This window comes from Arthrobacter ginkgonis, from assembly GCF_039540195.1.
GTDB lineage: Bacteria > Actinomycetota > Actinomycetes > Actinomycetales > Micrococcaceae > Zafaria > Zafaria ginkgonis.
Map to the genome: position 1 here is coordinate 666669 of NZ_BAABEO010000008.1, position 24947 is coordinate 691615.

The 24947-nt window shown below is 71.4% G+C and carries 22 protein-coding genes; 5 read left to right on the plus strand and 17 right to left on the minus strand.

Annotation, left to right across the window (positions count from 1 at the left end; translation table 11 throughout):
- Positions 1–53 precede the first annotated feature (53 nt).
- The 3 genes from gdhA to ABD912_RS05700 all read right to left on the minus strand — a co-directional run bounded on the left by gdhA (position 54) and on the right by ABD912_RS05700 (position 3378).
- Positions 54–1394 (minus strand): NADP-specific glutamate dehydrogenase, encoded by a 1341-nt coding sequence (gene gdhA / locus ABD912_RS05690; protein ID WP_345149109.1) that lies wholly within the window; start codon positions 1392–1394, stop codon positions 54–56.
- A 184-nt stretch (positions 1395–1578) separates the two neighbouring features.
- Positions 1579–2145 carry an ArsR/SmtB family transcription factor gene (locus tag ABD912_RS05695; RefSeq protein ID WP_345149110.1) on the minus strand — a complete coding sequence of 189 codons (567 nt, stop codon included), beginning with the start codon at positions 2143–2145 and terminating at the stop codon, positions 1579–1581.
- 84 nt (positions 2146–2229) lie between these two features.
- Positions 2230–3378 carry an acetoin utilization protein AcuC gene (locus ABD912_RS05700; RefSeq protein ID WP_345149111.1) on the minus strand — a complete coding sequence of 383 codons (1149 nt, stop codon included), beginning with the start codon at positions 3376–3378 and terminating at the stop codon, positions 2230–2232.
- A gap of 195 nt (positions 3379–3573) precedes the next feature.
- Between ABD912_RS05700 and ABD912_RS05705 the strand changes: the two genes are divergently transcribed.
- Complete coding sequence (locus tag ABD912_RS05705) at positions 3574–4989, plus strand: TrkH family potassium uptake protein (RefSeq protein ID WP_345149113.1); 1416 nt, start codon at positions 3574–3576, stop codon at positions 4987–4989.
- 25 nt (positions 4990–5014) lie between these two features.
- Positions 5015–5653 carry a potassium channel family protein gene (locus ABD912_RS05710; protein ID WP_345149427.1) on the plus strand — a complete coding sequence of 213 codons (639 nt, stop codon included), beginning with the start codon at positions 5015–5017 and terminating at the stop codon, positions 5651–5653.
- 131 nt (positions 5654–5784) lie between these two features.
- Here the strand turns inward: ABD912_RS05710 and proC are convergent, their stop codons facing one another.
- The 7 genes from proC to trhO all read right to left on the minus strand — a co-directional run bounded on the left by proC (position 5785) and on the right by trhO (position 14818).
- On the minus strand, positions 5785–6681 hold the full coding sequence (gene proC / locus ABD912_RS05715; protein ID WP_345149116.1) for a pyrroline-5-carboxylate reductase: 897 nt from the start codon (positions 6679–6681) through the stop codon (positions 5785–5787).
- Positions 6682–6776: 95 nt separating this feature from the next.
- Entirely contained in the window at positions 6777–7640 is an 864-nt protein-coding gene (locus ABD912_RS05720; RefSeq protein ID WP_345149117.1) for a sugar phosphate isomerase/epimerase family protein, read from the minus strand.
- A 41-nt stretch (positions 7641–7681) separates the two neighbouring features.
- Positions 7682–8695, minus strand: a complete 1014-nt coding sequence (locus ABD912_RS05725; protein ID WP_345149119.1) for a Ppx/GppA family phosphatase — start codon at positions 8693–8695, stop codon at positions 7682–7684.
- Between the two features lie 11 nt (positions 8696–8706).
- Entirely contained in the window at positions 8707–11439 is a 2733-nt protein-coding gene (topA, locus tag ABD912_RS05730) for a type I DNA topoisomerase (protein ID WP_345149121.1), read from the minus strand.
- Between the two features lie 132 nt (positions 11440–11571).
- Positions 11572–12213, minus strand: coding sequence for an ArsR/SmtB family transcription factor (locus ABD912_RS05735; protein ID WP_345149123.1), 642 nt, complete (start codon positions 12211–12213; stop codon positions 11572–11574).
- Between the two features lie 10 nt (positions 12214–12223).
- On the minus strand, positions 12224–13888 hold the full coding sequence (locus ABD912_RS05740) for a DUF7059 domain-containing protein (RefSeq protein ID WP_345149125.1): 1665 nt from the start codon (positions 13886–13888) through the stop codon (positions 12224–12226).
- A 9-nt stretch (positions 13889–13897) separates the two neighbouring features.
- Positions 13898–14818 carry an oxygen-dependent tRNA uridine(34) hydroxylase TrhO gene (gene trhO, locus ABD912_RS05745; protein WP_345149127.1) on the minus strand — a complete coding sequence of 307 codons (921 nt, stop codon included), beginning with the start codon at positions 14816–14818 and terminating at the stop codon, positions 13898–13900.
- 117 nt (positions 14819–14935) lie between these two features.
- On the opposite strand from trhO, the gene ABD912_RS05750 reads away from it, so the two are divergent.
- The 3 genes from ABD912_RS05750 to ABD912_RS05760 all read left to right on the plus strand — a co-directional run bounded on the left by ABD912_RS05750 (position 14936) and on the right by ABD912_RS05760 (position 19152).
- Positions 14936–15643, plus strand: a complete 708-nt coding sequence (locus ABD912_RS05750) for a GNAT family N-acetyltransferase (RefSeq protein ID WP_345149130.1) — start codon at positions 14936–14938, stop codon at positions 15641–15643.
- A 76-nt stretch (positions 15644–15719) separates the two neighbouring features.
- On the plus strand, positions 15720–18080 hold the full coding sequence (locus tag ABD912_RS05755) for a DEAD/DEAH box helicase (protein ID WP_345149132.1): 2361 nt from the start codon (positions 15720–15722) through the stop codon (positions 18078–18080).
- 229 nt (positions 18081–18309) lie between these two features.
- Positions 18310–19152 (plus strand): alpha/beta hydrolase, encoded by an 843-nt coding sequence (locus tag ABD912_RS05760; protein ID WP_345149134.1) that lies wholly within the window; start codon positions 18310–18312, stop codon positions 19150–19152.
- A 52-nt stretch (positions 19153–19204) separates the two neighbouring features.
- Here ABD912_RS05760 and ABD912_RS05765 read toward each other — a convergent pair whose 3' ends face one another.
- From ABD912_RS05765 to ABD912_RS05795, 7 genes are all read right to left on the minus strand, one after another.
- Positions 19205–19660 carry an Rv3654c family TadE-like protein gene (locus ABD912_RS05765; RefSeq protein ID WP_345149136.1) on the minus strand — a complete coding sequence of 152 codons (456 nt, stop codon included), beginning with the start codon at positions 19658–19660 and terminating at the stop codon, positions 19205–19207.
- 65 nt (positions 19661–19725) lie between these two features.
- Entirely contained in the window at positions 19726–20076 is a 351-nt protein-coding gene (locus ABD912_RS05770) for a TadE family type IV pilus minor pilin (protein ID WP_345149139.1), read from the minus strand.
- Between the two features lie 12 nt (positions 20077–20088).
- Positions 20089–20370 carry a DUF4244 domain-containing protein gene (locus ABD912_RS05775; protein ID WP_345149140.1) on the minus strand — a complete coding sequence of 94 codons (282 nt, stop codon included), beginning with the start codon at positions 20368–20370 and terminating at the stop codon, positions 20089–20091.
- Positions 20371–20609: 239 nt separating this feature from the next.
- Complete coding sequence (locus ABD912_RS05780) at positions 20610–21176, minus strand: type II secretion system F family protein (protein ID WP_345149142.1); 567 nt, start codon at positions 21174–21176, stop codon at positions 20610–20612.
- Between the two features lie 155 nt (positions 21177–21331).
- On the minus strand, positions 21332–21904 hold the full coding sequence (locus ABD912_RS05785; RefSeq protein WP_345149144.1) for a type II secretion system F family protein: 573 nt from the start codon (positions 21902–21904) through the stop codon (positions 21332–21334).
- 339 nt (positions 21905–22243) lie between these two features.
- Entirely contained in the window at positions 22244–23593 is a 1350-nt protein-coding gene (locus ABD912_RS05790; protein WP_425548021.1) for a TadA family conjugal transfer-associated ATPase, read from the minus strand.
- Positions 23590–24819: a CpaE-like family protein gene (locus ABD912_RS05795; protein ID WP_345149148.1), complete on the minus strand. Its 1230-nt coding sequence runs from the start codon at positions 24817–24819 to the stop codon at positions 23590–23592. Before ABD912_RS05795 ends, ABD912_RS05790 begins: the two co-directional genes overlap by 4 nt.
- Between the last annotated feature and the right edge of the window lie 128 nt (positions 24820–24947).

The window sequence follows — 24947 nt, forward strand, 5'->3', positions numbered from 1 at the left end:
CGGCGGCCGCCGTCGTACGTTGCAGGCAGCGCCCGGCACGGACGCCCTGCGGACTAGATGAGGCCCTGGGCCAGCATCGCGTCGGCGACCTTGACGAAGCCGGCGATGTTGGCGCCCGCGACGTAGTTGCCCGGCAGGCCGTACTCCTCGGCGGTCCGGGCGCAGCGGTCGTGGATGCCGACCATGATGTCGGTCAGGCGCTGCTCCGTGTACTCGAAGCTCCAGGAGTCGCGGCTGGCGTTCTGCTGCATCTCCAGGGCGGAGGTGGCCACGCCGCCGGCGTTCGCCGCCTTGCCCGGGCCGAAGAGCACCCCGGCGTCCTGGAAGATGGCGGTGGCCGCGGCGGTGGTGGGCATGTTGGCGCCCTCGGCCACGGCGAGCAGGCCGCGCTCGACGAGGCGCTTGGCCGCGACGTCGTCCAGTTCGTTCTGGGTGGCGGAGGGCAGCGCGACCGTGCAGTCGACGTCCCAGACGTTGCCGCCGGCCACGTAGCTGACCGCGGAGCCGCGGCGCTCGGCGTACTCGGAGATGCGCCCGCGCTCGACTTCCTTGATCTCGCGCAGCAGGTCCACGTCGACGCCGGCCTCGTCGACGATGTAGCCGGAGGAATCGGAGGCGGCGACCACGTGGGCGCCCAGGCTCTGGGCCTTGGCGATGGCGTTGATGGCCACGTTGCCGGAACCGGAAACCACCACGCGCTGGCCCTCGAAGGAGGCCCCGCGGGTCTTGAGCATCTCCCGTGCGAAGAGCACCGCGCCGTAGCCGGTCGCCTCGGGACGGACCAGGGAACCGCCCCAGGTGACGCCCTTGCCGGTCAGCACGCCGGACTCGTAGCGGTTGGTGATGCGCTTGTACTGGCCGAAGAGGTAGCCGATCTCCCGCCCGCCCACGCCGATGTCGCCGGCCGGGACGTCGGTGTACTCGCCGATGTGGCGGTAGAGCTCGGTCATGAAGGACTGGCAGAAGCGCATGACCTCGGCGTCGGACTTGCCGCGCGGGTCGAAGTCGGAGCCGCCCTTGCCGCCGCCGATCGGCATGCCGGTCAGCGAGTTCTTGAAGATCTGCTCGAAGCCGAGGAACTTGATGATGCCCAGGTACACGGACGGGTGGAAGCGCAGGCCGCCCTTGTACGGGCCCAGCGCGGAGTTGAACTCGACGCGGAAACCGCGATTGATCTGCACGCGGCCCTGGTCGTCGGTCCACGGCACGCGGAAAATGATCTGGCGCTCGGGCTCGCACATGCGGCTGAGGATGGCCGCTTCGGCATATTCCGGGTGCTTCTTGGTCACCGGGGCGAGGCTGTCGAAGACCTCGGTGACAGCCTGGTGGAATTCGGCCTCGCCGGGATTGCGGCGGAAGACTTCGTCACGGATGTTGGACAGATGCTGATCCAAGCTCACTCCTCAAAAAGGGATCGAAAAACCTGGGGCAGACATCAGGGCGCGCAACATTGAACGCCGGCCGCGCTGCCCCTGCTCACCCGAGTGTGACAGAGTGCGAGACGCCTTCCATTAACGTGCCCGAAACATCCTGTAACCGTCCCGTAATGTACGAGACGTGTCCCACTCCACTGTTTTTCTAGCGGCGGCGCCCGAACTTCGGCTTCTGGAGGCGTTCCAGCAGGTCGGCGGCCCGGCCCGTTACCTGTTCGACGGTCCGGCCCACGGTCCGGCCCAGCTGCTGCGCGGCCTGGGTCGCCTGCGCGGGCGCTACGGTTCCGGCCACCGGCACGCCGGGTGCCGCGGCCGCGGGTGCGGATGCTAGGGGGGACACGACGGCGGGAGCGAGGGCGGACGCGGTTTCCGGCACCACCGCCGAAGCGGTGGCCGCGGCGGGAACGACGGCGGGCGCCGCGTCCGCGGCGGCCGGCGCCGGCGCCGGGCCCCCAACGGCGAACGCCGCCAGCCAGCGGGCGGCGTGGTCGAGCGGTTCGGGGCTGACGGAGTAGTAGCGGCGCTGGCCTTCGGCGCGCATCGTGGCCAGGCCCGCCTCGCGGAGCACCTTGAGGTGCTTGGAGACGGTGGGCTGGCTGACCCCCAGCGCTTCGACGAGTTCGCCGACGGAGCGGTCCCCCTCCCGCAGGGCGTCGAGGAGCTGCCGGCGGGTGCCGTCGGAAATCACGGTGAAGACGTCGTCATGGGCCATTCCATCACCCTAACCGCATATTTCGCGGCAGGCATCTTGGCGCGCGGGCACGCCGCGGCCGGCCGGGCCCTCCCAAATCAGGACTCAGTCGAACCAGGGATCCAAGCCGTAGAGGGGGAAGACCTCCTTGCGCGTGGCCATCACGGAGCGGTCCACGGGGTCGGCCGGGTCGTAGCCCACCTCCCAGGAACGCCACCACAGGTCCACGTCGTCGCCCATGGACGCGGGAGTCTCGGCGCCGTAGCGCTCCAGCACGTAGTCGCGCCACGGCCGCGGGACCGGGGTGCGCAGCGGCACCGGGTGGCCGGAGGCGATGCCGATCAGGTGGCTCCAGGCGCGCGGGACCACGTCGGTGACGTTGTAGCCGCCGCCGCCGGTGGAGATCCAGCGGCCTTCGCAGAGCCGGGTGGCCAGCTCCGCGATGTCGAGCGCGTTCTGGCGCTGGGCATCCACGCTCAGGCACAGGTTGCTGAGGGCGTCGCGGCGGTGGCCGTCGCAGCCGTGCTGGCTGACGATCACCTCCGGGGCAAACGCGGCGGCGACCTGCGGGACCACCGCGTGGAAGGCGCGCAGCCAGCCGCCGTCGCCGGTCCCGGCGGGCAGGGCCACGTTGACGGCCGTGCCGCGCGCCTCGGGGCCGCCGACCTCGTTGGCGAAACCGGTGCCGGGGAACAGGGACATGCCCGATTCGTGGAGGGACACGGTCAGGACCCGCGGGTCGTCCCAGAAGATCCGCTCCGTGCCGTCGCCGTGGTGGGCGTCGACGTCGATGTACAGCACGCGGGAGACGCCGCCGTCCAGAAGCCGCTGGATGGCCAGCGCGGCGTCGTTGTAGATGCAGAAGCCGCTGGCCTTGCCGCGGGCCGCGTGGTGCATCCCGCCGCCGAAGTTCACCACGTGCAGCGCCGACCCGGACAGGATCGATTCGGCCGCCAGCAGGCTTCCCCCGGCCAGCCGGGCGCTGGCCTCGTGGATGCCCGCGTAGACCGGGTTGTCGTCGGTGCCCAGCCCGTGGGCCTCGTCGGTGCGTTCCGGGTGCTCGCCGGCGCTCCTGACGGCGACGATGTATTCGCGGTCGTGGACCGCCGCCAACTCGTCATCGGTGGCGACGGGGGGTTCCACGAGCGTGAGCGAACCGTGGTCAAGCAGGCCCAGCTCCCGGGCAAGGCGGATCGTCAGATCCAGCCGGAGCGGGTGCATGGGATGGGTTTCGCTGAAGCGGTATGCCATCATGTCCCCGCTCCAGACGACCTGTGTGGGCGGCGCCGGTGGTGTGAGATGTGTCATCACCCCTCAGGCTACGCGACGCCGGGAATGCGCGAGGCACCGGGGCGGGGCCCGAAGGTGGTTTACTGTGTTTGTTTCAACCGCCCGTCCCCCGGGCGCGCCACCTGCCATCCTTCACCGCACGGAGTCTTTCGGAAGACCATGGGCCCCCACCAGACATACGCGCCACCCGCCGAGCACGGAGCGCTGCGGCGCTTCGTCCTCGGCGCACGCGACCTGGTCGACTCCGTGGCCGCGCACTCCCCCGCGCGGTTCGCGCTGATCGTCTTCTCTCTGGCGATCTGCATCTTCACCGCCCTGCTCTCGCTGCCGGTGGCGGCCACCTCCGGCCGGGCGACCCCGCTGTACGACTCGCTCTTCACCGCGGTCTCCGCGGTCTGCGTCACCGGGCTGACGGTCGTCTCGACGGCGACCCACTGGACCTTCTTCGGCCAGGTGGTCATCCTGGTAGCCGTGTTCGTGGGCGGCTTGGGCATCATCACCCTCGCCTCGGTGCTGTCCCTGGCGGTGTCCAAGCGGCTGGGCGTCCGCGGCAAGCTGATGGCCCAGCAGTCGATGAACGTGGAGACCAGCAAGCTCGGCGAGGTCGGCACCCTGCTGCGCACCGTCATCACCACCTCCGTGGCCATCGAACTGCTGCTGGCGCTTATGCTCACCCCGCGCTTCATGATCCTCGGGGAGCCGTTCGGCCAGGCGCTCTGGCACGGGATCTTCTACTCGATCTCCGCGTTCAACAACGCCGGCTTCACTCCGCACTCGGACGGGCTGGTCCCCTACGAAACCGACCTGTGGATCCTCATCCCGCTGATGCTCGGCGTGGCCATCGGCAGCTTGGGCTTCCCGGTGGTGATGGTCCTGATCATGGCCCGGAACAACGTGCGCAAGTGGACGCTGCACACGAAGCTGACCCTGGTGGTCAGCGCCATCCTGCTGGTCGGCGGCACGGTCGCCTGGGCGGCGCTGGAGTGGGACAACGCCCGCACGATCGCGGAACTGTCCATCGGCGACAAGGTCATCCATGCGCTCTTCGCGTCCGTGATGACCCGTTCCGGCGGCTTCAACCTGGTGGAGCAGGGGGACATGGAATCCACCACGATGCTGCTCACCGACGCCCTCATGTTCGCCGGCGGCGGCTCCGCCTCCACGGCCGGCGGCATCAAGGTGACCACCATCGCCGTCATGTTCCTGGCGATCTTCGCCGAGGCCCGCGGCGACACCGAGGTCCGCGCCTTCGGCCGCCGCATCCCCGAGGGGGTCATGCGCGTGGCCATCTCCGTGCTGGTGCTCGGCGCCACGCTGGTCAGCCTGGCCACCGGGGCCCTGCTGGCGATCAGCGGGGCGACGCTGGACCGCGTGCTCTTCGAGTCGATCTCCGCGTTCGCCACGGTGGGCCTGAGCACCGGACTGAGTGGGGAGCTGCCGCCGATCGGCAAGTACGTGCTCTCCGCGCTGATGTTCGCGGGCCGCGTCGGCACCATCACCCTGGCCTCCGCGCTGGCGCTGCGCCAGCGCGACCAGCTGTACCACTACCCGGAAGAGAGGCCGATCATTGGCTGACAGGACGCACGACCACAACGCCCCCGTGCTGGTGATCGGACTGGGCCGTTTCGGCGCGTCCGTGGCCGAACAGCTGGTCAAGCAGGGCCGCGAGGTGCTCGCCATCGAACGGAACCAGGAGCTCGTGCAGAAGTGGGCCTCCACGCTCACCCACGTGGTGGAGGCCGACGCCACCAACATCGACGCGCTGCGCCAGCTCGGCGCACAGGAGTTCTCCTCCGCCGTCGTGGGCGTGGGCACCTCCATCGAGTCCTCGGTGCTGATCACCGTGAACCTGGTGGACCTGGGCATCGAGCACCTCTGGGTCAAGGCGATCACGCAGTCCCACGGCAAGATCCTCAGCCGCATCGGCGCCAACCACGTGATCTACCCGGAGGCGGACGCCGGTGTCCGTACCGCCCACCTGGTCGGCGGGCGCATGCTCGACTTCATCGAGTTCGACGACGGCTACGCGATCGTGAAGATGTACCCGCCCAAGGAGACCCAGGGCTTCACGCTGCAGGAGTCGCAGGTGCGGGCCAAGTACGGGGTGACGGTGGTGGGCGTGAAGTCCCCCGGCGAGGACTTCACCTACGCCCAGCCGCATACCAAGGTCACCCGTCGCGACGTGCTGATCGTGGCCGGGCACGTGGACCTGCTGGAGCGCTTCGCCGCCCGCCCCTGACCCCCTTCCCGGATTTTGCTCGCCTCCGGTGGGTGTTTGCGGGATTTTGCTTGCCTTCAGACAGTGCGGGGCCGAATTGTGCGCGCAAAATCTCGCGCGGACTGCCCGACAACGAGCAAAATCCCGAGGGGTCAGCCCAGGCTGCGGCTGATTTCCGCCGCGCGTTCGGCCGCTGCGCGGGCGCCGCGGGCGACGATGTCCGGCAGCCCGGCCTCGTCGAAGGCCGCGATGGCGCGCTCGGTGGTGCCGTTGGGGCTGGTGACGGCCTTGCGCAGCGCGGCCGGGTCCGCCTCGGGGTCCGCGAGCATCGCGCCGGCCCCCGCCACGGTGGCCCGGGCCAGGTCGCGGGCCAGGTCCGCCGAGAGTCCCAGTTCGACGCCGGCCCGGGCCATCGCCTCGGCCAGGTAGAACGCATAGGCCGGACCGGATCCGCTGATCGCGGACACCGCGTCCAACTGCTCCTCCGGCACCACCCGGACCAGCCCGGAGGCCTCGAAGAGGGCAGCGACCGCGGCGATGTGGGCCTCGGTGGCGGTGCTGCCGGCGCTCAGGCCCACTGCCCCGCGGCCCAGCGTCAGCGGGGTGTTGGGCATGCTGCGCACCACCGGCTGACCGGCGGCGAGGGCGCCCTCGATCTGGGCGATGGTCACCGCCGCGGCGACGCTGACGACGACGGCGTCCGGGCGCAACGCCCCGGCGATCTCGCGGCAGAGGTCCTGGATCCCGACCGGCTTGACCCCGAGGAAAACGATGTCGGCACCGGCGGCGGCCGCGCGGTTGGCGTCCGGGGTGTCCGCGCCGGCAAGCACCTCGATCCCGGTTTCGCTGCGCAGCGCCTGGGCCTTGTCCGCGCCGCGGACCGTCGCCACCAGCGCGGAGGGCTCCTCCCCGGCGGCGAGGATGCCGCGCAGGATGGCGCCGTTCATGTTGCCCGCGCCCAGGAACGCGATGCGCCGGGACGGGCGCGCGGGCTCTCGGCCGGAGTCACGCGGGGCGGGCAGGGCGGAGGAGGCGGCAGCGGAAGTCATGGTGGCAATTCTGCCACGGCGACCGATTCACAGGTGGTTGCCAGCGAACACTGCGGGAGAACACATTTGGGCTTCCTAGTTTGGGAAGTGCCTCATCATGGTGCGAGTGATGAAGAACCGGTGGTGTCATTTACACCGGACCGGTCAAGGTGCCGGCGGGCGAAGGAGAGGGTTTCCCCCAACCACTCTTCACGTTCGCCGGCACCTTTCGCTTTGCGGGTGGACACCTCGACGGCCACGACGCCGTCCCAGTTGCTGTCCCGCAGGTACTGCAGGGACTCCTCGACGGGCTGGGTGCCGCGTCCCGGCACCAGGTGCTCGTCCTTGCCATTGTTGCTGCCGTCGCACAGGTGCACGTGGGAGAGCCGCTCGCCCAGGTCGCGGAACGCCTTGTGGGAGTCCATCTCGGCAATCGAGGCGTGGGAAAAGTCCCAGGTCACGTGGTCGTACGGCTGAGGCACCGGATCCCAGTGCGGCAGGTACATCAGCGCCTCGCGCCCGCGCGCCCGCCACGGGTACATGTTTTCCACCGCGATGCGGACCCCGTAGTCCTCCTTGATGCGGCGCACGCCCTCGGCGAAGCCGGTGGCGTAGGTCCCCTGCCAGCGGAACGGCGGATGGGCAACGACGACGTCGCAGCCCACCTCCACCGCCATGGCCGCGGACATCTCGATCTTGTTCCAGGCGCTGCCCCAGACCTGCTGCGTCAGCAGCAGGGTGGGGGCGTGGATGGCCATGATCGGCTGGTCGTAGCGGGAGCTGAGGTCCCGCAGCCGCTGGGGGTCCTGGGACATGGCGTTGCCGGTGACCAGGACCTCGATCCCGTCGTAGCCGAGGTCGCGGGCCACGGCGAACGCGTCGTGCACGCTCAGCGGGTAGACCGACGAACTGGAGAGCGCCACCGGTATGTTCCGGGCCTCCGGTCCTTCCGGGTCCGTCTGGCTCTTCTCGGTTGTCATCTCGCGCACCACCTCACTTCTCGCCGGTCACAGGCCACCGCTTACAAGTCCCCCGTGGGAGCCACGGGCTGCTGGCCCAAGGGGACGTGGCCCACTCCCACGCTACTCCCGAAGGGCTGTTCCCCGTCGTACAGCAGGTGGTCGAATCGCCGCAGGATCAGCCCCTCGCGCAGCGCCCACGGGCAGATGCGCAGGGACTTTATGCCAAAGGCCTTCATCGCCTCGCCCGCGACGAGCGCGCCGGCGAGCAGTTGCGGAGCGCGGATCTCGGACACTCCGGGCAGTTCGGCCCGCTCGGCCGCGCTCATGGCCGCCAGCCGGTTGGTCCACAGCTTCAGGTCCTCCAGCCGCAGCACCCGCTTCACGTAGGGGCCCTCCGTGCTGGGCGCCGAGCCGGTGATGCGCGCCAGGGACCGGAAGGTCTTCGAGGTGCCGGCCACCAGGGAGGGTTTTCCCAGCGCCGAAAGCTCGCGCACCGGGTCCTCCAGGGTTTCGCGCACGTAGGTGCGCAGCGCCTTGATGTCGGAGATCGCCGGCGGGTCCCCGGGCAGCCAGTCGCGGGTCAGCCGCCCAGCCCCCAGCGGGACCGAGCGCGCCGCCGCGGGGAACTCGTCGGTGCCGATGGCCATCTCGAAGGAGCCGCCGCCGATGTCCAGGTCCAGGATCGTCTCCGCGCCCCACCCGTACCAGCGCCGCACCGCGTGGTACGTCATTCCGGCCTCCTGCTCGCCGGAGAGCTCCCCCAGTTCAACGCCGGTTTCGGTGAGCACCCGGTCCAGGACCTGCTGGCCGTTGGCCGCCTCCCGGATCGCGGAGGTGCAGAAGGCAAGCATGTCCTCGGCCCCGTGGCGCGCCGCGAAGCGGGCGGCTTCCCGGACGAAGTCCAGGAGTTCGGCCTGCCCCTCCTCGCTGATGGCCCCGGCGTCGTCCAGGAACCTCACCAGCGACAGCGGACGCTTGTGGGTGGCGAAGGCCACCGGCCGCGCGCCCGCGTAGGCGTCGACCAGCAGCAGGTGGACGGTGTTGGAACCGATGTCCAGGACGCCAAGGCGCATGCCGGCCGCTCCTACTTCTTGGCCGCGGTGCGCTTCGGGGCGGCGCTGCGCGTGGTGCGCTTCACCGGCCCCTTGGCCCGCTTCTCGGCCAGCAGGGCGATCGCCTGCTCTCGGGTCAGCTCCTCCAGCGCGGTGGCCCGGGGAACCGTGATGTTGGTGATGCCGTCGGTGATGTACGGACCGAAGCGGCCCTCCTTGACCACGATCGGCTTCTCCGACACCGGGTCCGCGCCGAACTCCGCCAGCGGGGCCGCCGCGGTGCGCCCGCCGCGCTGCTTCGGCTGCGCGTAGATCTCCAGGGCCTGCTCGAGGGTGATCGTGAAGATCTCCTCCTCCGAGCCGATCGACCGGGAGTCCGTGCCCTTCTTCAGGTACGGGCCGAACCGGCCGTTCTGGACGGTGATCTCCACGCCCTCCGCGTCGGTGCCGAGCACGCGCGGCAGCGAGATCAGCTTCAGCGCGTCCTCGAGGGTGACCGTTTCCACGGTCATCGACTTGAACAGGGACCCGGTGCGCGGCTTGGCCTTCACGGGCTTCTTCGGCGGCTTCGGCTTGCCGTTCTTGTAGTACTCGACCGGCTGCGCGGCCAGTTCCTCGGCGGTCGGCTCCGTGATGACCTCGGTGACGTAGGCGCCGTAGCGGCCGTCCTTGGCCACGATGGGGTGCCCGGTGGCCGGGTCGGTGCCGAGCACGCGCTCCTCCGGCCCGGCGGACTCCATCAGTTCCAGCGCCTTCTCCGCGGTCAGCTCGTCCGGGGCCAGGTCCTCGGGGACGTTGGCGCGCTGCGGTTCGGTCCCCTCGGGGGCGTCCGCCGGAAGCGGCTTCTCCAGATAGGGACCGAACTTGCCCACGCGCAGCACGATGCCCGGGGCGATCTCCACGGAGTTGATGGCTCGCGCGTCGATGTCTCCGAGGTTCTCGACCACGGACTGCAGGCCCGCGGCGTCCCCCTCGCCGAAGTAGAAGCGCTTCAGCCACTCGGAGCGCTTCAGGTGCCCCTTGGCGATCTCGTCGAGGTCGTCCTCCAGGCGGGCGGTGAAGCCGTAGTCGACGTACCGGCCGAAGTGCTCCTCCAGCAGGCGGACCACGGAGAACGCGATCCAGCTCGGCACCAGCGCGCCGCCGCGCTTGGTGACGTAGCCGCGGTCCATGATCGTGGAGATGGTCGGCGCGTAGGTCGACGGCCGGCCGATCTCGCGCGCCTCCAGCTCTGCGACGATCGAGGCCTCGGTGTAGCGCGGCGGCGGGGAGGTCTCGTGGCCGACGGCCTGGATGTCCCGCCCGTCCAGCGCCTCGCCGACCGACAGCACGGGAAGACGGCGGTCGCCGTCGTTCTCCTCTTCCTCGCGGGCCACGTCGCGGCCCTCCTCGTAGGCGGCCAGGAAGCCGCGGAAGGTGATCACGGTGCCGGAGGCGGTGAATTCGGCGGTGCGGCCGTCCGCGGCCGTTCCGGAGAGCCGGACGGAGGCGGTGAAGCCCTTGGCGTCGGACATCTGGGAGGCGACGGTGCGCTTCCAGACCAGCTCGTAGAGGCGGAACTCGTCGGGGCTGAGCTGGGTGCGGACGTCCGCGGGCCGGCGGAAGGAGTCGCCGGCGGGGCGGATGGCCTCGTGCGCCTCCTGCGCCGAATCCGACTTGGACTTGTAGACGCGGCGCTCGGCCGGCACGGACTCGGCGCCGTACAGCTCGGCGGCCTGCTTGCGGGCGGCGTTCACGGCCTCGTTGGAGAGGAACACCGAGTCGGTACGCATATAGGTGATGTAGCCGTTTTCGTACAGCCGCTGGGCCACCTGCATGGTCGACTTGGAGGACCAGCGCAGCTTGCGGGAGGCCTCCTGCTGCAGCGTGGAGGTGGTGAACGGGGCGGCCGGGCGGCGCGTGTAGGGCTTGTTGTCCAAGCTGGACACCGCGAACGCGGCCTCGGCCAGGCCCGCCGCAAGCGACGCGGCGGAAGTTTCGTCCAGGTGCACGACGCCGGCGCCGCCCTTGGGTGCCTTCAGCGCCCCGCGGTCGTCGAAGTCGCGCCCCGAGGCCACTCGGGCCCCGTCCACGGCGGCCAGCTTGGCCCGGAAGCTGTCCCCGGCGCCGGTGGAGAACTCGCCGGTCAGGTCCCAGTAGGAGGCCGAACGGAAGGCCATGCGCTCGCGCTCGCGCTCGACGACCAGGCGGGTGGCCACGGACTGCACGCGCCCGGCGGACAGGCCGCGGGCGATCTTGCGCCACAGCACCGGGGAGATCTCGTAGCCGTAAAGGCGGTCCAAGACGCGGCGGGTCTCCTGCGCGTCGACGAGGTCGGTGTCCAGTTCGCGGACGTTCTCCAGGGCGCGGGCAATGCCCTCCTTGGTGATCTCCGTGAACGCCATGCGGTGCACGGGAACCTTGGGCTTGAGGACCTGCAGCAGGTGCCACGCGATGGCTTCGCCCTCGCGGTCCGCATCGGTTGCGAGGTAGAGCTCGTCGGCGTCCTTCAGCTTGGCCTTGAGGTCGGCGACCCGCTTCTTCTTGTCCGGGTAGACGACGTAGTACGGCTCGAAGTCATTGTCGAGGTCGACGGCGAATTTGCCCACGGAGGTCTTCTTCAGCTCCGCGGGCAGGTCGGAGGGCTGCGGCAGGTCGCGGATGTGCCCCACGGACGCATCCACCTCGAAGCCCTCGCCCAGGTACTTGGCGATGGACTTGCTCTTCGCGGGAGACTCGACGATCACGAGTTTCTTGCCGGTCTTTTCCTTGGCCTTGGCGGGCACAGCACTCCTATTGCAGCCGATGGGCGAACCGCACGGGTCCGCCCGCACATTCCTGCACTAGGTTAGCCGCATCCGAGCCGCGTGAAGCAAGCGGCGTGGTGGACCCCGGAATGCGGCAGGTCCGTGAAGGGCTCAGGAATCCTCGGCGCGGCGCTCGGGGAGGAAGGAAAGCATGTAGTAGAGCCGTTCGGCGTCGATCCCGCGGTCCTCCGGCAGGGCCAGGGCCTCGTACTCGTCGACGAGCGCATAGACCTTCTTGACGAATTCGTCGCGCTGCTCGGGCTTCAGGAAGACCATTCCGGTGGTCAGCACCGGCGCCCGGTCGGGCCCCGGTTCGATGCCGGCGCGGCGCTCCTGGTCGCGGTGCTCGATCTCGGAGCTGAGGCGCTCCCGGAAGGCGTTGAGCTGCACGTTCAGGAACGCGTTCTTCGCGGCGGTCGAATCGCTGAGGGTGCCCACCACCAGCTGGTCCCCGGCGGCCCTCCAGCGGCGTTCGCGGCCGTCCCCCTCGTTCGCCGCCCGCTCGACGTACCCGTACTTCTCCAGCGCGCGCAGGTGGTAGCTCATGGCGCTCGGGGTCAGGTTGCAGCGCGAGGCCAGCTCGGTGGCCGTGCGGGTGGACTGCGAGGCGAACAGCTCGTCCAGCACCTCGAGGCGGGCCTCGTGGGCGAGCGCCCGAATGGCCTGCGGGTCGCTGATGACCACGGGATTGGCGGTGCGCCGACGGACGCTTTGGGGTGCGATGTCGTCCTGCGTCGGCGTGTTCTGCGTCATGTTCGGAACTTTAGCGGTTGTTTCGCATCTTCAACAGAAACCCTCCCCGAACCAGGTCCTCGACCTCGTCCAGCAGCGCCGGCACCAGTTCCTCCGCGTCGCGGTCCAGCAGCGCGGCCAGGGCCCGGGCGATCTGCCCGGCACTGAGGTCGCCGTCGCAGGCGGACACGAAGCCGGCCAGTTCGGTGCTCAGCAGCGTGGTGCGGCGCAGCCCGGCGCCTTGGCGGAGCAGGATGACGCCGGGGTGCTCTGCCCCGGGACGCTGGTGGCGCTCCTCGGTCACGTCGTCGGCGACCAGCAGGTGCGCCGCATCGAGGCGGTGCCGCCCGGGCGCCGCCTCCAGCCCGGCCAGCGTGTCGGCGCGCTCGACGGCGGCGGCCAGGTGGGGCCCGATCGGCTGCTCGATGGGATAGGTGATCTCCTCGAAGACCTGCCCGAACGGGGCCGTCCCGGCGACCGCGGGGCGGCGCAGCCACACCATGCCGAAGCCCACGGCCTGCACCCGGCGGGAGGCGAAATCCTCCAGGTAGTCGGCGTAGCGGGCGGCGTACAGGTCGGGGTCGCGCGCCTCGGAGGCGTCGCGCAGCCAGGTTTCCGCGTAGCCGGACGGCGACACCGTCTCGCGCTGGATGAACCAGGCCTCGATGCCCTCCGGCACCCACGAGCGCGGGCCCGCGCTCCAGTCCCCGCCGTCGTCGTTCCCCTCGGTGATCTCCCAGTTGGCGAGCATCTGGGCGATGCCGCCGGGAACCAGCAGGTCGGGAAGGCCGGCCACCAGGCCGGCGACCAGATGGTCCCCGGGCAGGCCGCCGTCGCGGTAGGTGAAGCGGTCCGCCTCGGTCTCCCCCGCGGTGCGCGGAGTGATCACGAACGGCGGGTTGGACACAACCAGGTCGAACCGCTCCCCCGCGACGGGGTCGAGCAGGCTGCCCAGCCGCAGGTCCACCCGGGCCCCGGGGTCGGCCGGGTCGATATCCAGGGCCCGGTGGTTCAGCAGCAGGTTGAAGCGGGCGAACGCCAGCGCCCGTTCGGAGATGTCGGTGGCGACGACGCGGCGGACGTGGGAAAGCAGGTGGAAGGCTTGGATGCCGCAGCCGGTGCCCAGGTCCAGGGCGGTCCGGACCTGCGGGCGGACGGTGGTCTGGGCCAGGGTGAGGGAGGCCTGACCGATGCCGAGCACGTGGTCGTGGCGCAGCACGCCGGCCCGCTGGTGGGCGCCCAGGTCGCTGGCGACCCAGAGTTCGGCGTCGGCGTCGGAGGCGTGCGGGCGCAGGTCGACGGCCGAACGCAGGATGGGGCCGCCGAAGCCGGAGCCGTCGGTGTCCGGGATGTCGGGTCCGGCCTCGGCGAGGCCGAGGACCAGCAGCCCGGCGGCGCTGGTGCGCGGCAGGGCCGCGTCAAGGACCGTGGCGGGCAGGTCAAGGCCCAGCATCCAGAAGGCCGTGATGGCGGCGATCGGCGCCGGGGATTCCTCGGCCAGCAGCCGCCTGACCACCAGCAGCGCGGGAACCAGCTGGTCGCGGTTCAGCGCCGCGTGGGTTTCCTCGCCGAGCAGCCCGGAGACGCCGTCGTGGGTGTAGCCGGCCGCGTGCAGGTCCGCGGCAAGGGCATCGAGCAGGGCCTGGTCGTGGCTCTGCGGGGCGTCGGGAATCCGGGAAAAATCGTGGTCGCTCACCCGAGGATTTTAGCGGGCCGCGGCCTCCAGGGCGTGCCCGCGCCGGTCGTGGTCGGGGCAGAGGCGCAGCGCGTCGTCCGCCGCGCAGCCGGCGCAGAAGAGGCGCAGGTTGCGGCAGGAGAGGTCGGCGCAGTTCTCGAACTTGCTGGTCGGCTCCGAGCACGCCACGCAGCGGCCGATCGTCGTGGCCTCGTCGCTGAATTCCAGGTGCATGCGCTTGTCGAAGACGTACAGCGAGCCTTCCCAGAGCCCGCGGTCCCCGTACTTCTCGCCGTACCGCACGATCCCGCCCTGGAGCTGGTAGACCTCCCCGAACCCGCGGCTGACCATGAGCGAGGAGAGGACCTCGCAGCGGATGCCGCCGGTGCAGTAGGTGACCACCGGCTTGCCCTTGAGGTCGTCGTACTTGCCGGAGTCGAGTTCCCGGATGAAGTCGTGGGTGGTGTCGACGTCGGGGACGATCGCCCCCTTGAACCGGCCGATCTGCGCCTCGAAGGCGTTGCGCCCGTCGAAGAAGACGACGTCCTCGCCGGCGGCCTTCTTGGCCTCGACCAGTTCGTGCAGCTCTTCGGGGCGCAGGTGCGTGCCGCCGCCGACCACCCCGTTGGGGTCCACCTTCAGCTCGCCCGGGGCGCCGAAGGAGACGATCTCGTCGCGGACCTTCACGGAGATCCGCGGGAAGTCCTCCGCGCCGCCCTCGCTCCACTTCACGTCCAGGGTCCGGAAGGCGGGGTGCTCGCGGGTGACCTTGACGTACTGCTTCACGGCCTTGATCTCCCCGCCGACGGTGCCGTTGATGCCGTCCTTGGAGATCAGGATGCGCCCGCGCAGCCCCCAGCGTTCAAGCAGAGTGCGCTGCCAGAGGCGGATGGCTTCCGGGTCAGGAAGCGGGGTGAAGGCGTAGTACAGGACAATGCGGTTCTGGGACACGCCTTTAAGGGTATGCGAGGAGCGGACCCCAGGCGGCCGTTAACGGCGTTTGACGGCGGTGCTACGTTTGTGCGCATGCTCTCCCCAGCCCCGGCTTGCACGGAGTAGTGTCAGGCCATGGGATCGACTGCGAGCGACGAACTGATTGGGTCCTGGGTCACCGGCTGGGCCGGTGCGCGCGGGTACGAGAGCCGCCACGAGGGCCGCGTCCACGCCGCGCTCAGGCACGACACCACCGGTGACTGGGAATACGTCATCTACGAACCCACGTCCGAGGAACTGGTGGCGGTGGCCCAGACGCTGGCCAAGCACCCCTCCCGCCGCCTGACCGTCTTTGCCGCGGACCTGCCGGGCGTCATTGCCGCCGGTGAGGCCGCCGGCCTGTCCGTGCTCGAGGCGGACGAGGCCCTGATGGTCGCCGACATGGACGGCCAAGATGTCGAGGACCCCCTGCCGATGGACGGCTTCTCCATCAAGTCCCTGCGCCACGGCCGGCACTCCTACGTGTCCGTGCATCCCGACGAGGATCCGCGGGCCGTTGCCGCCAGCGGGCACGTCTCGGTGGTCGAAGGCTACGCGGTCTTCGACCGGATCATCACCGCCCCCGGGTACCGCCGCCGCGGCCTGGGTTCCCTGGTCATGCGGGCGCTCGCGGCGCTGGCCCTGGAGCACGAGGTCGACGAGGGCCTGCTGATCGCCTCCCTCGACGGCCAGGCACTGTACTCCTACCTGGGATGGACCCCGCTGGGAAAGGTGGTGCTGTTCGAGGCCAAGCGCTCCGGGGACGCCGCGGCCGCCCCGTCCGCCAAACCGGAACTGAGGTAGGCGCCGGGGTCCAAGGGGGCCCGGACCGTGGCGGCACGTCCCGGGCGGTGTCGGCCCGGGGTGCCAGAATGAGGGCGTGACCGATTTCCGCACGCTGGTGCCCCTGCTGGGCCACGGGACCGACCCGGAGGAGCTGCGCCACCTGCGCGTCCTGCCGGCCCGCGACGCCGTCCCCGGGCCGTGGCCGGACTGGGTCCATCCGGACGTCGTCGCCGCCTACGGGCGCCTGGGGGTCCGCCAGCCGTGGCTGCACCAGGTGCAGGCGGCCTCCAGCGCCCATGCGGGGCGGCACACGATCATCGCCACCGGGACGGCGTCGGGCAAGTCGCTCGCCTACCAGCTGCCCGCGGTCGACGCCATCCACCGGGCCGCGCTGGACGGGGCGGTCACGCTCGAGGCGAGCGGCGCCGTCGTGCTGTACCTGGCTCCGACCAAGGCGCTGGCCGCGGACCAGTTCGCCGCGGTGAGCGCGCTGGGGCTGGGCACCGTGAAGGCCGCAACCTACGACGGCGACACCGAACCCGGCGAGCGCCGGTGGATCCGCGACCACGCGAACTTCGTGCTGGCCAACCCGGACATGCTGCATTACGGGATCCTTCCCAACCACACCTGGTGGGCCCGGTTCTTCCGGCGGCTGGCGTACGTGGTCATCGACGAGGCGCACAGCTACCGGGGCGTGTTCGGCTCGAACGTGGCCAACCTGCTGCGCCGGCTGCGGCGGATCTGCCGCCACTACGGGGCGGAGCCGGTGTTCATCGGGGCCTCGGCGACCAGCGCGGAGCCGCAGGAATCCTTCGGGCGGCTGATCGGGGCCGAGGCTTTCGCGGTCACCACGGACTTCTCCCCGCACGGGGAAACCTCCGTGGTGCTGTGGGAACCGCCGCTGACCGAGTTCCGGGGCGAAAACGGAGCCCCGCAGCGCCGGACCGTGGTGGCCGAGACCTCCGACCTGCTCGCGAACCTGGTCAGTGCGCAGGTGCGCACGATCGCGTTCATCAAGTCCCGGCGCGGGGCGGAGACCATCTCCTCGATCGCCAGGCGGCTGGTGGACGAGGTGCATCCGTCGCTGCCGGCGCGCATTGCCACCTACCGTTCGGGGTACCTGCCGGAGGAGCGCCGCGATCTGGAGAAACGGCTGCGCAGCGGGGAGCTGCTGGGGGTCGCGTCGACCTCGGCGCTGGAGCTGGGCATCGACGTCGCCGGGCTGGATGCGGTGCTGGTGGCGGGGTGGCCGGGGACCCGGGCCTCCTTCTTCCAGCAGATCGGGCGGGCCGGGCGGGCCGGGCAGGACGCCCTGGCGGCGTTCGTGGCCAGCGACGACCCGTTGGACACCTACCTGGTGAACCACCCGGAGGCGATCTTCGACATCTCCGTGGAGGCCACGGTGTTCGATCCGCAGAACCCCTACGTGTTGGGCCCCCACCTGTGCGCGGCGGCGGCCGAACTGCCGCTGCATCCAGAGGAGACCGGGCTGTTCGGGCCCACCGCGGCCGGCCTGCTGGACGGGCTGGTGGAGCGCGGGTACCTGCGCCGGCGCCCGGCCGGGTGGTTCTGGACGCATCCGGAGAACGCCGCGTCGATGGTGAACCTGCGGGCCGACGGCGGCGGACCGGTGAGCATCATCGAGACGGAGACCGGAACGCTGCTGGGCACCATGGACTCCCCCGCGACCCATTACCAGGCGCACACCGGGGCGGTCTACGTGCACCAGGGCACCACCTATCTGGTCGACGAGCTGAACGAGCAGGACCACTGCGTCCTGGTCAGCCGGGCCACCCCCGACTTCTACACCCAGGCCCGCGACATCACCACCATCGAGGTGCTGGAGACGCTGCGCAGCGAGCAGTGGGGTCCGGTCACCGCGAACTTCGGCGACGTGCGGGTGACCACGCAGGTGGTGTCCTTCCAGCGCAAGGCGCTGATCAGCAACGAGATCCTGGGCGAGGAGCCGCTGGAGCTGGAGGCGCGGGACCTGTTCACCCGGGCCGTCTGGTTCACGGTGCCCGAACAGCGGCTGGCGACGGTTGGCATCCTGCCCGGGGACGCTCCCGGCGCGCTGCACGCGGCCGAGCACGCGGCCATCGGGCTGCTGCCGCTGGTGGCCTCCAGCGACCGCTGGGACATCGGAGGGGTGTCGACGGCGCTGCACATGGACACCGGGATGCCCACGATCTTCGTGTACGACGGGCATCCCGGCGGCGCGGGGTTCGTGGAGCGGGGCTTCGAGCAGGCCCGGGTGTGGCTGCGGGCGACCCGCGACGCCATAGAATCCTGCGAGTGCGACTCCGGGTGCCCGTCCTGCGTCCAGTCCCCCAAGTGCGGCAACAAGAACAATCCGCTGGACAAGGCCGGCGCCCTCACGCTGCTGGGCCTGCTGCTGCACGACGCCGGCCCCCAACCCGACGCTCCCCAGGCGGCCGGTTCCCACCCTGCCTGAAGGCAGCGCCGCCGGTCGGGGCGAAGGATCGGGGTTCCCTTCCTGCGCCACGGATTCCACCTGGCGAAGAACCATTGTGGGGTCCTGCGTGCCCGGGGATACTGGCTTCGGTGCTGTGGGGCTCCCCGGACGCGGCCTTGTCCCTCCGCGGGGCACCACGCCCTGACACCGATCCAAGGGCCGGTCACGGTCTTTCCCGCACTGCCGAAGTCATGAAGGGAGCGGTTCGATGGTCGACCTATCGACACGGGAACTCCAGGAAATCGAGGAAGCCAACCTTTCGGAACGGCAACCGGTCGTGTTCGTCCACGGACTGTGGCTGTTGGCCAGCAGTTGGGACCCATGGCGGGATCTGTTCGATCAGCGCGGCTACACAACGATCGCTCCCGGGTGGCCGGACGATCCGCCGACCGTCGCCGTGGCCCGCCAAAACCCGGAGGTCTTCGCGCACAAGACGGTCCAGCAGGTGACCGACCGCTACCTGGCGGCCATCGAGATTCTCGATCGGCAACCGCTGGTGGTCGGTCATTCGTTCGGCGGCCTGATCGCCCAGAAGATCGCTGGGACCGGGGCCGCCAAAGCCACATCGGCGATCGTGCCGGCACCCTTCCGCGGGGTGCTGCCGCTGCCCCGGACGGCGCTCAAGTCCGCCTTTCCGGTGCTCGGCAACCCCGCCAACCGGAAACGCGCGGTGGCGCTGACCTACGAGCAATTCAACTACGGCTGGACCGGCCAGCTGCCCGAGGACGAGGCCCGCCGGCTCTACGACACGTTCCATGTGGCCACGTCCGGCATCCCCCTGTTTGAGGCCGCCACGGCGAACATCAACCCCTTCACCGGCGCGAAAGTGGATACGAAGAACCCACAGCGGGGTCCGTTGCAGATCGTCGCCGGGGAGAAGGACCGCACCGTCCCGTGGGCGATCTCGAACGCCTCCTACAAGCGCCAAATAAGGAACCCGGCGCCGACCGAAATCATCGAGATGAAAGACCGAGGACACTCGCTGATCCTGGACCACGGCTGGAAGGAAGTTGCGGATACGGTGCTCGAGTTCTTCAACAGGCACGGCTGAGACGCGAGCGGGAAGGCCCCGCCTCCCCGGCCCCGCACCGGCACCTTCTGGACTATCCGGGGCTGGGCTTCCACGGTTGCGGCGGCGGTCCCGCACGGGCTCGTCCCGCGGCGGCAACCCCGACCTCCGCGAGCCACTGCCAGCCGGAGTCGAACCGGGCCCTCGTCCACACGTCGACGATGCTTCCTCCGTCACCGGATCGCACGCACCGGTCAAGCACCGCCCCATTGCGTTGGGCGGTGGCCGCCGCAACGGCGCACGGTTCCCCCGTTTGCAATCCGCGGGCGGCATCGGCGGCCGCCAAGGCCGCAAGGTCGGCCGCCGTGGCCGCGCGGCCCGCGGCCTCAGCCACCGTGGCCAGTCCCAGGACCAGTCCGAGCGCGAGCAGCAGGACGGCGACCACGGCGGCCACCAGGGCAGTGCCGGCCCCGTCGGAAGGCCCGGGCTGCCCCGGCTCGGTGCATCCGCCGAGTCCTCCGCCATTCCTCCCCGCGCTCGCCGGTTTCATGCTTCCCATTCCGCTTCCCCGTGTACCGGCAGCGCCCCTCCCCGCAGTGTCCGCTCCCGTCGTGCTCATTCCTGCTCACTTCGTGCGGAGGCCTCGGCCGTCAGCGCGAACCCGGCCCCGCCTCCCAACAGCGGCAGATCGATTCCCACGCTCACCCTGACGGTACGGAACCCCTCGCTGGCGCCGATGCCGACGTTGGCCTCGTCTCCCGCCAGCCGCCTGGCCGTCCGATGGGCCACGGATGCGTCTTCGCCGCGGGCCAGTTCCCGGGCGGCGGCCCGGGCGGCCTGTTCCAGCCGCACCTGGGTGGCTCCTACGGCCCCGGCTCCCACGGCCAGCGCGACCAGGAGCGCGATGCCCGGCAGCAGCACGGCCACCTCCGCCGTACTGCTGCCGCGTTGCCGGGACTCGCCCATCAGGCGCCGCCGTCAGTAGGACAGCGCCTGGCGGACGAGCCCCAGCAGCAGTTCCCGCACATCGCCACTGGTGAGGATCGTGACCAGCAAACCGGCGAAGCCCACCGCGGCAAGGGTCACGATCGCGAATTCGGCGGTAGCGATGCCGTCCTCGCTGGTTCCCCGGCCCGGCGCCTCCGCCGGGCCTTTCGCGGGGATTCCCTCCGCGGGCCAATCGCTGGATCCACGGTCGATGGTCCGCCGGCCTCGGAGCGCCGAAGCGTTCCGCCGGCCCGGGTCGTGGTGTGGATGCATGTCGTTTTCCTTTCCTGGTGGCTTTCCTGCCGGGCCGGGTCCGACCCTCTTCCAGCCTGTGCGCGGCGCCTCCGGCGTGCCACTGACGCTGCCCGGTTTCTGGACGCGACGGAGCCACTGAGCGGTTGTGGAGGGCGGGTGGGCCGGGATGTGCGGCGGACAACACGGGAAGCGCCCGCGGATGCGGTCCTTGCCGGTTCAGGGGTGGGCCGGGCTGCCCATCCGGCCAGCCTGCTTGTTCAGCCCAGCTGCGGCAGCAGTGAAATGACCACCGGGACGATGCCCAGGCAGATGAAGGCGGGCAGGGCACACAGCCCCAGCGGCACCACTAGCCGCACCCCAAGCTCCGCGGCCCGGCGCTCGGCCCGCCGCAGCTCGGACCGCCGTTCGAGGGCGGCGGAGGAGCGCAGCACGGCGGCCGACGGCGCGCCGGTCAGGTGGGTGAAGGCCAAGGCGTCCCCGACCCTGCGCAGGACCGGGGGCTGGCCGGCCCACGCCCGCTCCCACGACATGGACAGCTCCAGCGACCGCACCACCCGGCGCAGGGGGGCGCAGCCGGGCACCTGTTCGGCAAGCTCATCCAGGATCCGTGGAAGGGGCAACCCGGCAGCCAGCAGCGCAGCGCACAGCTCCAGCAGCAGTGCCGCATCCGCCTCACCGAGGGCAGCCGCACCGGTTGCGTCCGAGTTCCGCGCCTCTGGGATCGGCCCGACCCGGGTTTCGGGGGTGAGGGTTCCGGAGGTATGGGTTCCGGACGTGTGGCTCCCGGCTGCCCGATTCCCGGCTATCGAGGACCGGCCGCCCAAGCCCCGCCGCTCCTTGGCAACTGCGCCCGCACCGCCGGATCGGTTTCGCCGGATTGGCCCCCCGCGGCGCGGGGCCCGCGCCGCGGGAAGCGGCCCGGCAGCCAGCCAGGCGGCCACGGCTGCAAGCACCACGGCAGCCAGCGCCGGAACCGTGCTCACGGCCCGTCCCGTTCCGCTGCCCTGACCAGCCGTCCGGCCCAGACCCTGTTGAGCCACCACAAGGCCAGTCCGGCGCCCAGGCAGGACACGCCCAGCGGGTGGGTCGTGAGGACAATCAGCGGCTCGGCGCCCATCAGTTGGGCGAGCCCCAAACCGAACAACGGGAGCCAAGACAGGAGCCGCTGGGTGGCACGCGGTCCGGCCATAACGGCTTCCAGCGAACGGCGCCGGTCCTCCGTGGCTTCGAGCTGGTCCGCCACCCGGTCCAGCAACTCGGCCGGGGCGGCTCCCACCCCTTCGGCCAGCCGCAACGACCATACGACCCGCTCCCACGCCGCAGCGGATGCTCCGGAACTGCCACGGACATGGCGTTCCAGGCCTGTGGACGTCGGCAGGCCCATGCCGTGGGCGGCGAGCGCGGCACGGCACGCGGCTGCGATGTCCGCTGCCACGGGGCCGGCGGGGCCGTCGCGCCACGCCCGTTCGAGCAGCAGCCACGCCTCCGCCAGCGACCGTCCCGATCGCAGCAAGGAGGCCAGTTGGCGCACGGCCCGGACGTGCTGCTCCAACCCCGCGTCGGGACCCGCCCGTGCCCGCTGCGGCCAGCCGCGCGGCCACGCGCCAGAGACGCCAGAGAACGATGGGCCGGACTGCGGCAAACCAGGCGTCGACGGACGCACTAGGGACGAACGGTTTGGCCACAAGCGGTGTGCCGGTCCACCGGGACCCACCCGGCCGGAACCCGCCCCGCCGGAACCCACCCCGCCGGTCAGGGGATGCCCGCCCACGGGACGCCCGGAACCCCACCCGTCCGGAGCACTCGGCCCCGGGCAGGCCAGCCAAGCCGCCGCGGCGGCAAGTAGCACGGCGGCCACCACCATCATCACGGCGTCACCACCAACACGGCGTCACCACGGCGGAGGGATCGAACGCTCGGCCAGGGTGTGCCGGAACCACTCGGCGGCGGGCCCCAGTTCCAAGCGGCCTTCGGGGGTTCGCCGGGCCACGGTCACGACGGCCAGCCCCGCGCCACCGGGCCCGTGTCCTTCTCCTGCCTCCGCCTTGGCCCCGGCTGCGTTGGAGCGGTGGACCAGGCGGCCGATTTCCACCGGCATCCGCCGTCCGCCCGGCCGGGCCATGTGCACCACCAGGTCCAAGGCGCTGGCAGCCTGCAGGGCGACGGCTTCCGGCCCCATGCCTGCCAGGGCACCCATGGCCGCGAGCCGGGCGGGGACCGCTCCGGCCGAGCTGGCGTGGATGGTCCCGCCGGCGCCGTCGTGTCCGGTGTTCATCGCCCCAAGGAATTCGCGGACCTCGGCGCCCCGGCATTCACCGACCACCAGCCGGTCGGGCCGCATGCGCAGGGCTTGGCGCACCAGGTCGGTCAGGGTGACCTGCCCGGCGCCCTCGATGTTGCCGGTGCGGCACTGGATGCCCACCACGTGGGGATGCTCCGGCGCCAGTTCCTGCGCGTCCTCCACCAGCAGGAGCCGTTCGGCCGGGTCCGCGGCGGACAGCATGGCCCCCAGCAGTGTGGTCTTGCCGCTGCCCGTGCCGCCGCTGACCAGGAAATTCAGCCGTGCCGCGACGATCGCCCGCAACGGGCCGAGCCAGGCGTCCACGGTCCCGTCCGGGAGCGCCTCTCCCAGCCCCATGCTGCTGCGGTGCCTGATGCGCACCGAGACGAGGGGTCCGCCGGTGGATACCGGCGGCAGCACCGCGTGGATCCGGTACCTGCCCAGCACGACGTCGGCGAACGGCACCGCATCGTCCAGCCGCCGTCCGCCCGCCGCAGCCAGGCGGACGGCGAGCGCACGGACCTCCTCGGGGTCCACCAGCCGGATCCCGGTAGGGCGCAGCCCGCCGGTGCCGTCGACCCACACCGCGCCGCCACCATCGACGAGCACGTCGGTGGTGCCCGGTTCGTCGGCGAGGGCCTGCAGCGGGCCCAGCCCGTGCAGGTCCTCCTGCAGCCTCCGCACCGCGCGCTGGGCACTGCCGCTGCCCACCGCCAGGCCGGAAGAACGCACCGCTCCGGCCAGGTCCGCACCGGAGAGCCGGCCGTTGCCGGCGGCGGCTCGGCCCCTGACCTCTTCGAGCAGCCGCTCGTCCCTGGGCCCGGCCGAGGTGTGGGCGGGGAGGGCCGCGGAACTCCAGGCGCGGCGGCCTCTTCGCGTCGCAGTGGCGGCCTCCGGCCCGTGTGCGCCCTGCGCGCCCTGGCCGCCCTCCCCCGCCGGCGTGCTGCTCACGGTATTCATGCCGCCTGCGCCGGATCGGTCCGGGTCCGGCGCAGCAGCTCCTCGATCGGGGCCCGGACCCTGCGCCGGGCCAGGGCCGTGATGAGGCGCCCCTCCTGGGCGGAGCGGGCCACGCTCCGCAGCCACGGCAGGTAGCCGCCCAACGGAAGTCCGGCGGCCGCTGCCACCCGGCGGGCGTCCATCCCCGCCCCGAGCCGTCCCACCACGGCGGCCTGCCACCAAGGCTCTCCGCCGAAGCCCGTTCCGCCGAACGGGTCCCCGGCCCGGAAACCCGCCGGGGCCCCGCCTCGGTCGATTCCGCTCCGGACCCCCAGCACGGACGTGGAGATGCGGCCGGCCGGGAGGACGGCGAGCCCGGCGTCGGCAACGGTAGCCAAGGCCGGTTCAATGCCCGCGGTGCGGCCGGCATCGACCACGACCTCGTCGAAAACCCTGCGCGCCGCGGAGACGACCTCGCCCAGCAAGCCCGGTGGCAGGTCCGCCCGCCGGGTGCCACCGGACCAGGTGAGCACCGCCGCTCCCTGGGCCAGCGGCAGGACTTCCGCAAGCTGGGCCGGTGGGAGTTGCCCGCTGGACCGGCCCAGGTCCTCCCAGCCGACCCCGTCGGGAATTCGTGGCTTCAGCATCGGCCACACACCGCAACTGTGCGGATCGGCGTCGATGAGCACGGTCCTCGCCCCCGCCAGGGAGGACGCCCCGGCGGCCAGCGCGGCCAGGGTGGAGGTCCCGGTTCCCCCTGCCGCGCCGGCGAGGACCAGCACCCGCCCGGTTCCACCGCGCAGCCCCAGTTCCCCGAGATACTCCCCCAGCCACGCGGCGGCCCGCGGAAGCACCGCTACCCGGACTCCCGGCCGTTGCGCGGCAACCCGCCACAGCAGATCCTCCTCCGGCGGATGCCCCAGCAGGACCACGGGCCGCGCGTCCCACCCGGGCGTCTCGGCACCGGCGAAGTCCGGCCCCAGCAGCAGCGCGCTCGCCGGGGTTCCCGGTGGCGGGACATCGCCCAGGACGGAGAGCCGGACCCCCGCAGCGGCGGCGACCAGCGCCACGGCATCGGCCAGCGCGTCGTCCCGGGTGGCCAGCAGGCAGCCGTCTCCCTCGTCCTGCGCCTCGGGGTGGCCGGAACCCCGGGTGCGCGCGCCTGCCTCGACCGATCCCTGTGCCGCGGCACCTGAGAGCGGACGGGGCGGAGCACCAGAAAGGGAAGACGGTGCACAGGAAGACACGGCAAAGGAAGACGCAGCGCGGGCGGGCAGTGCCGGTGGAGCCGCCACGAAGGGGCGGCCGCCGGGTTCGCGGGGGTTCCGCCCCCGCCTGGTGCGCCGGCCCGGGTTCCCGTCCGCTCCCCCGCTCT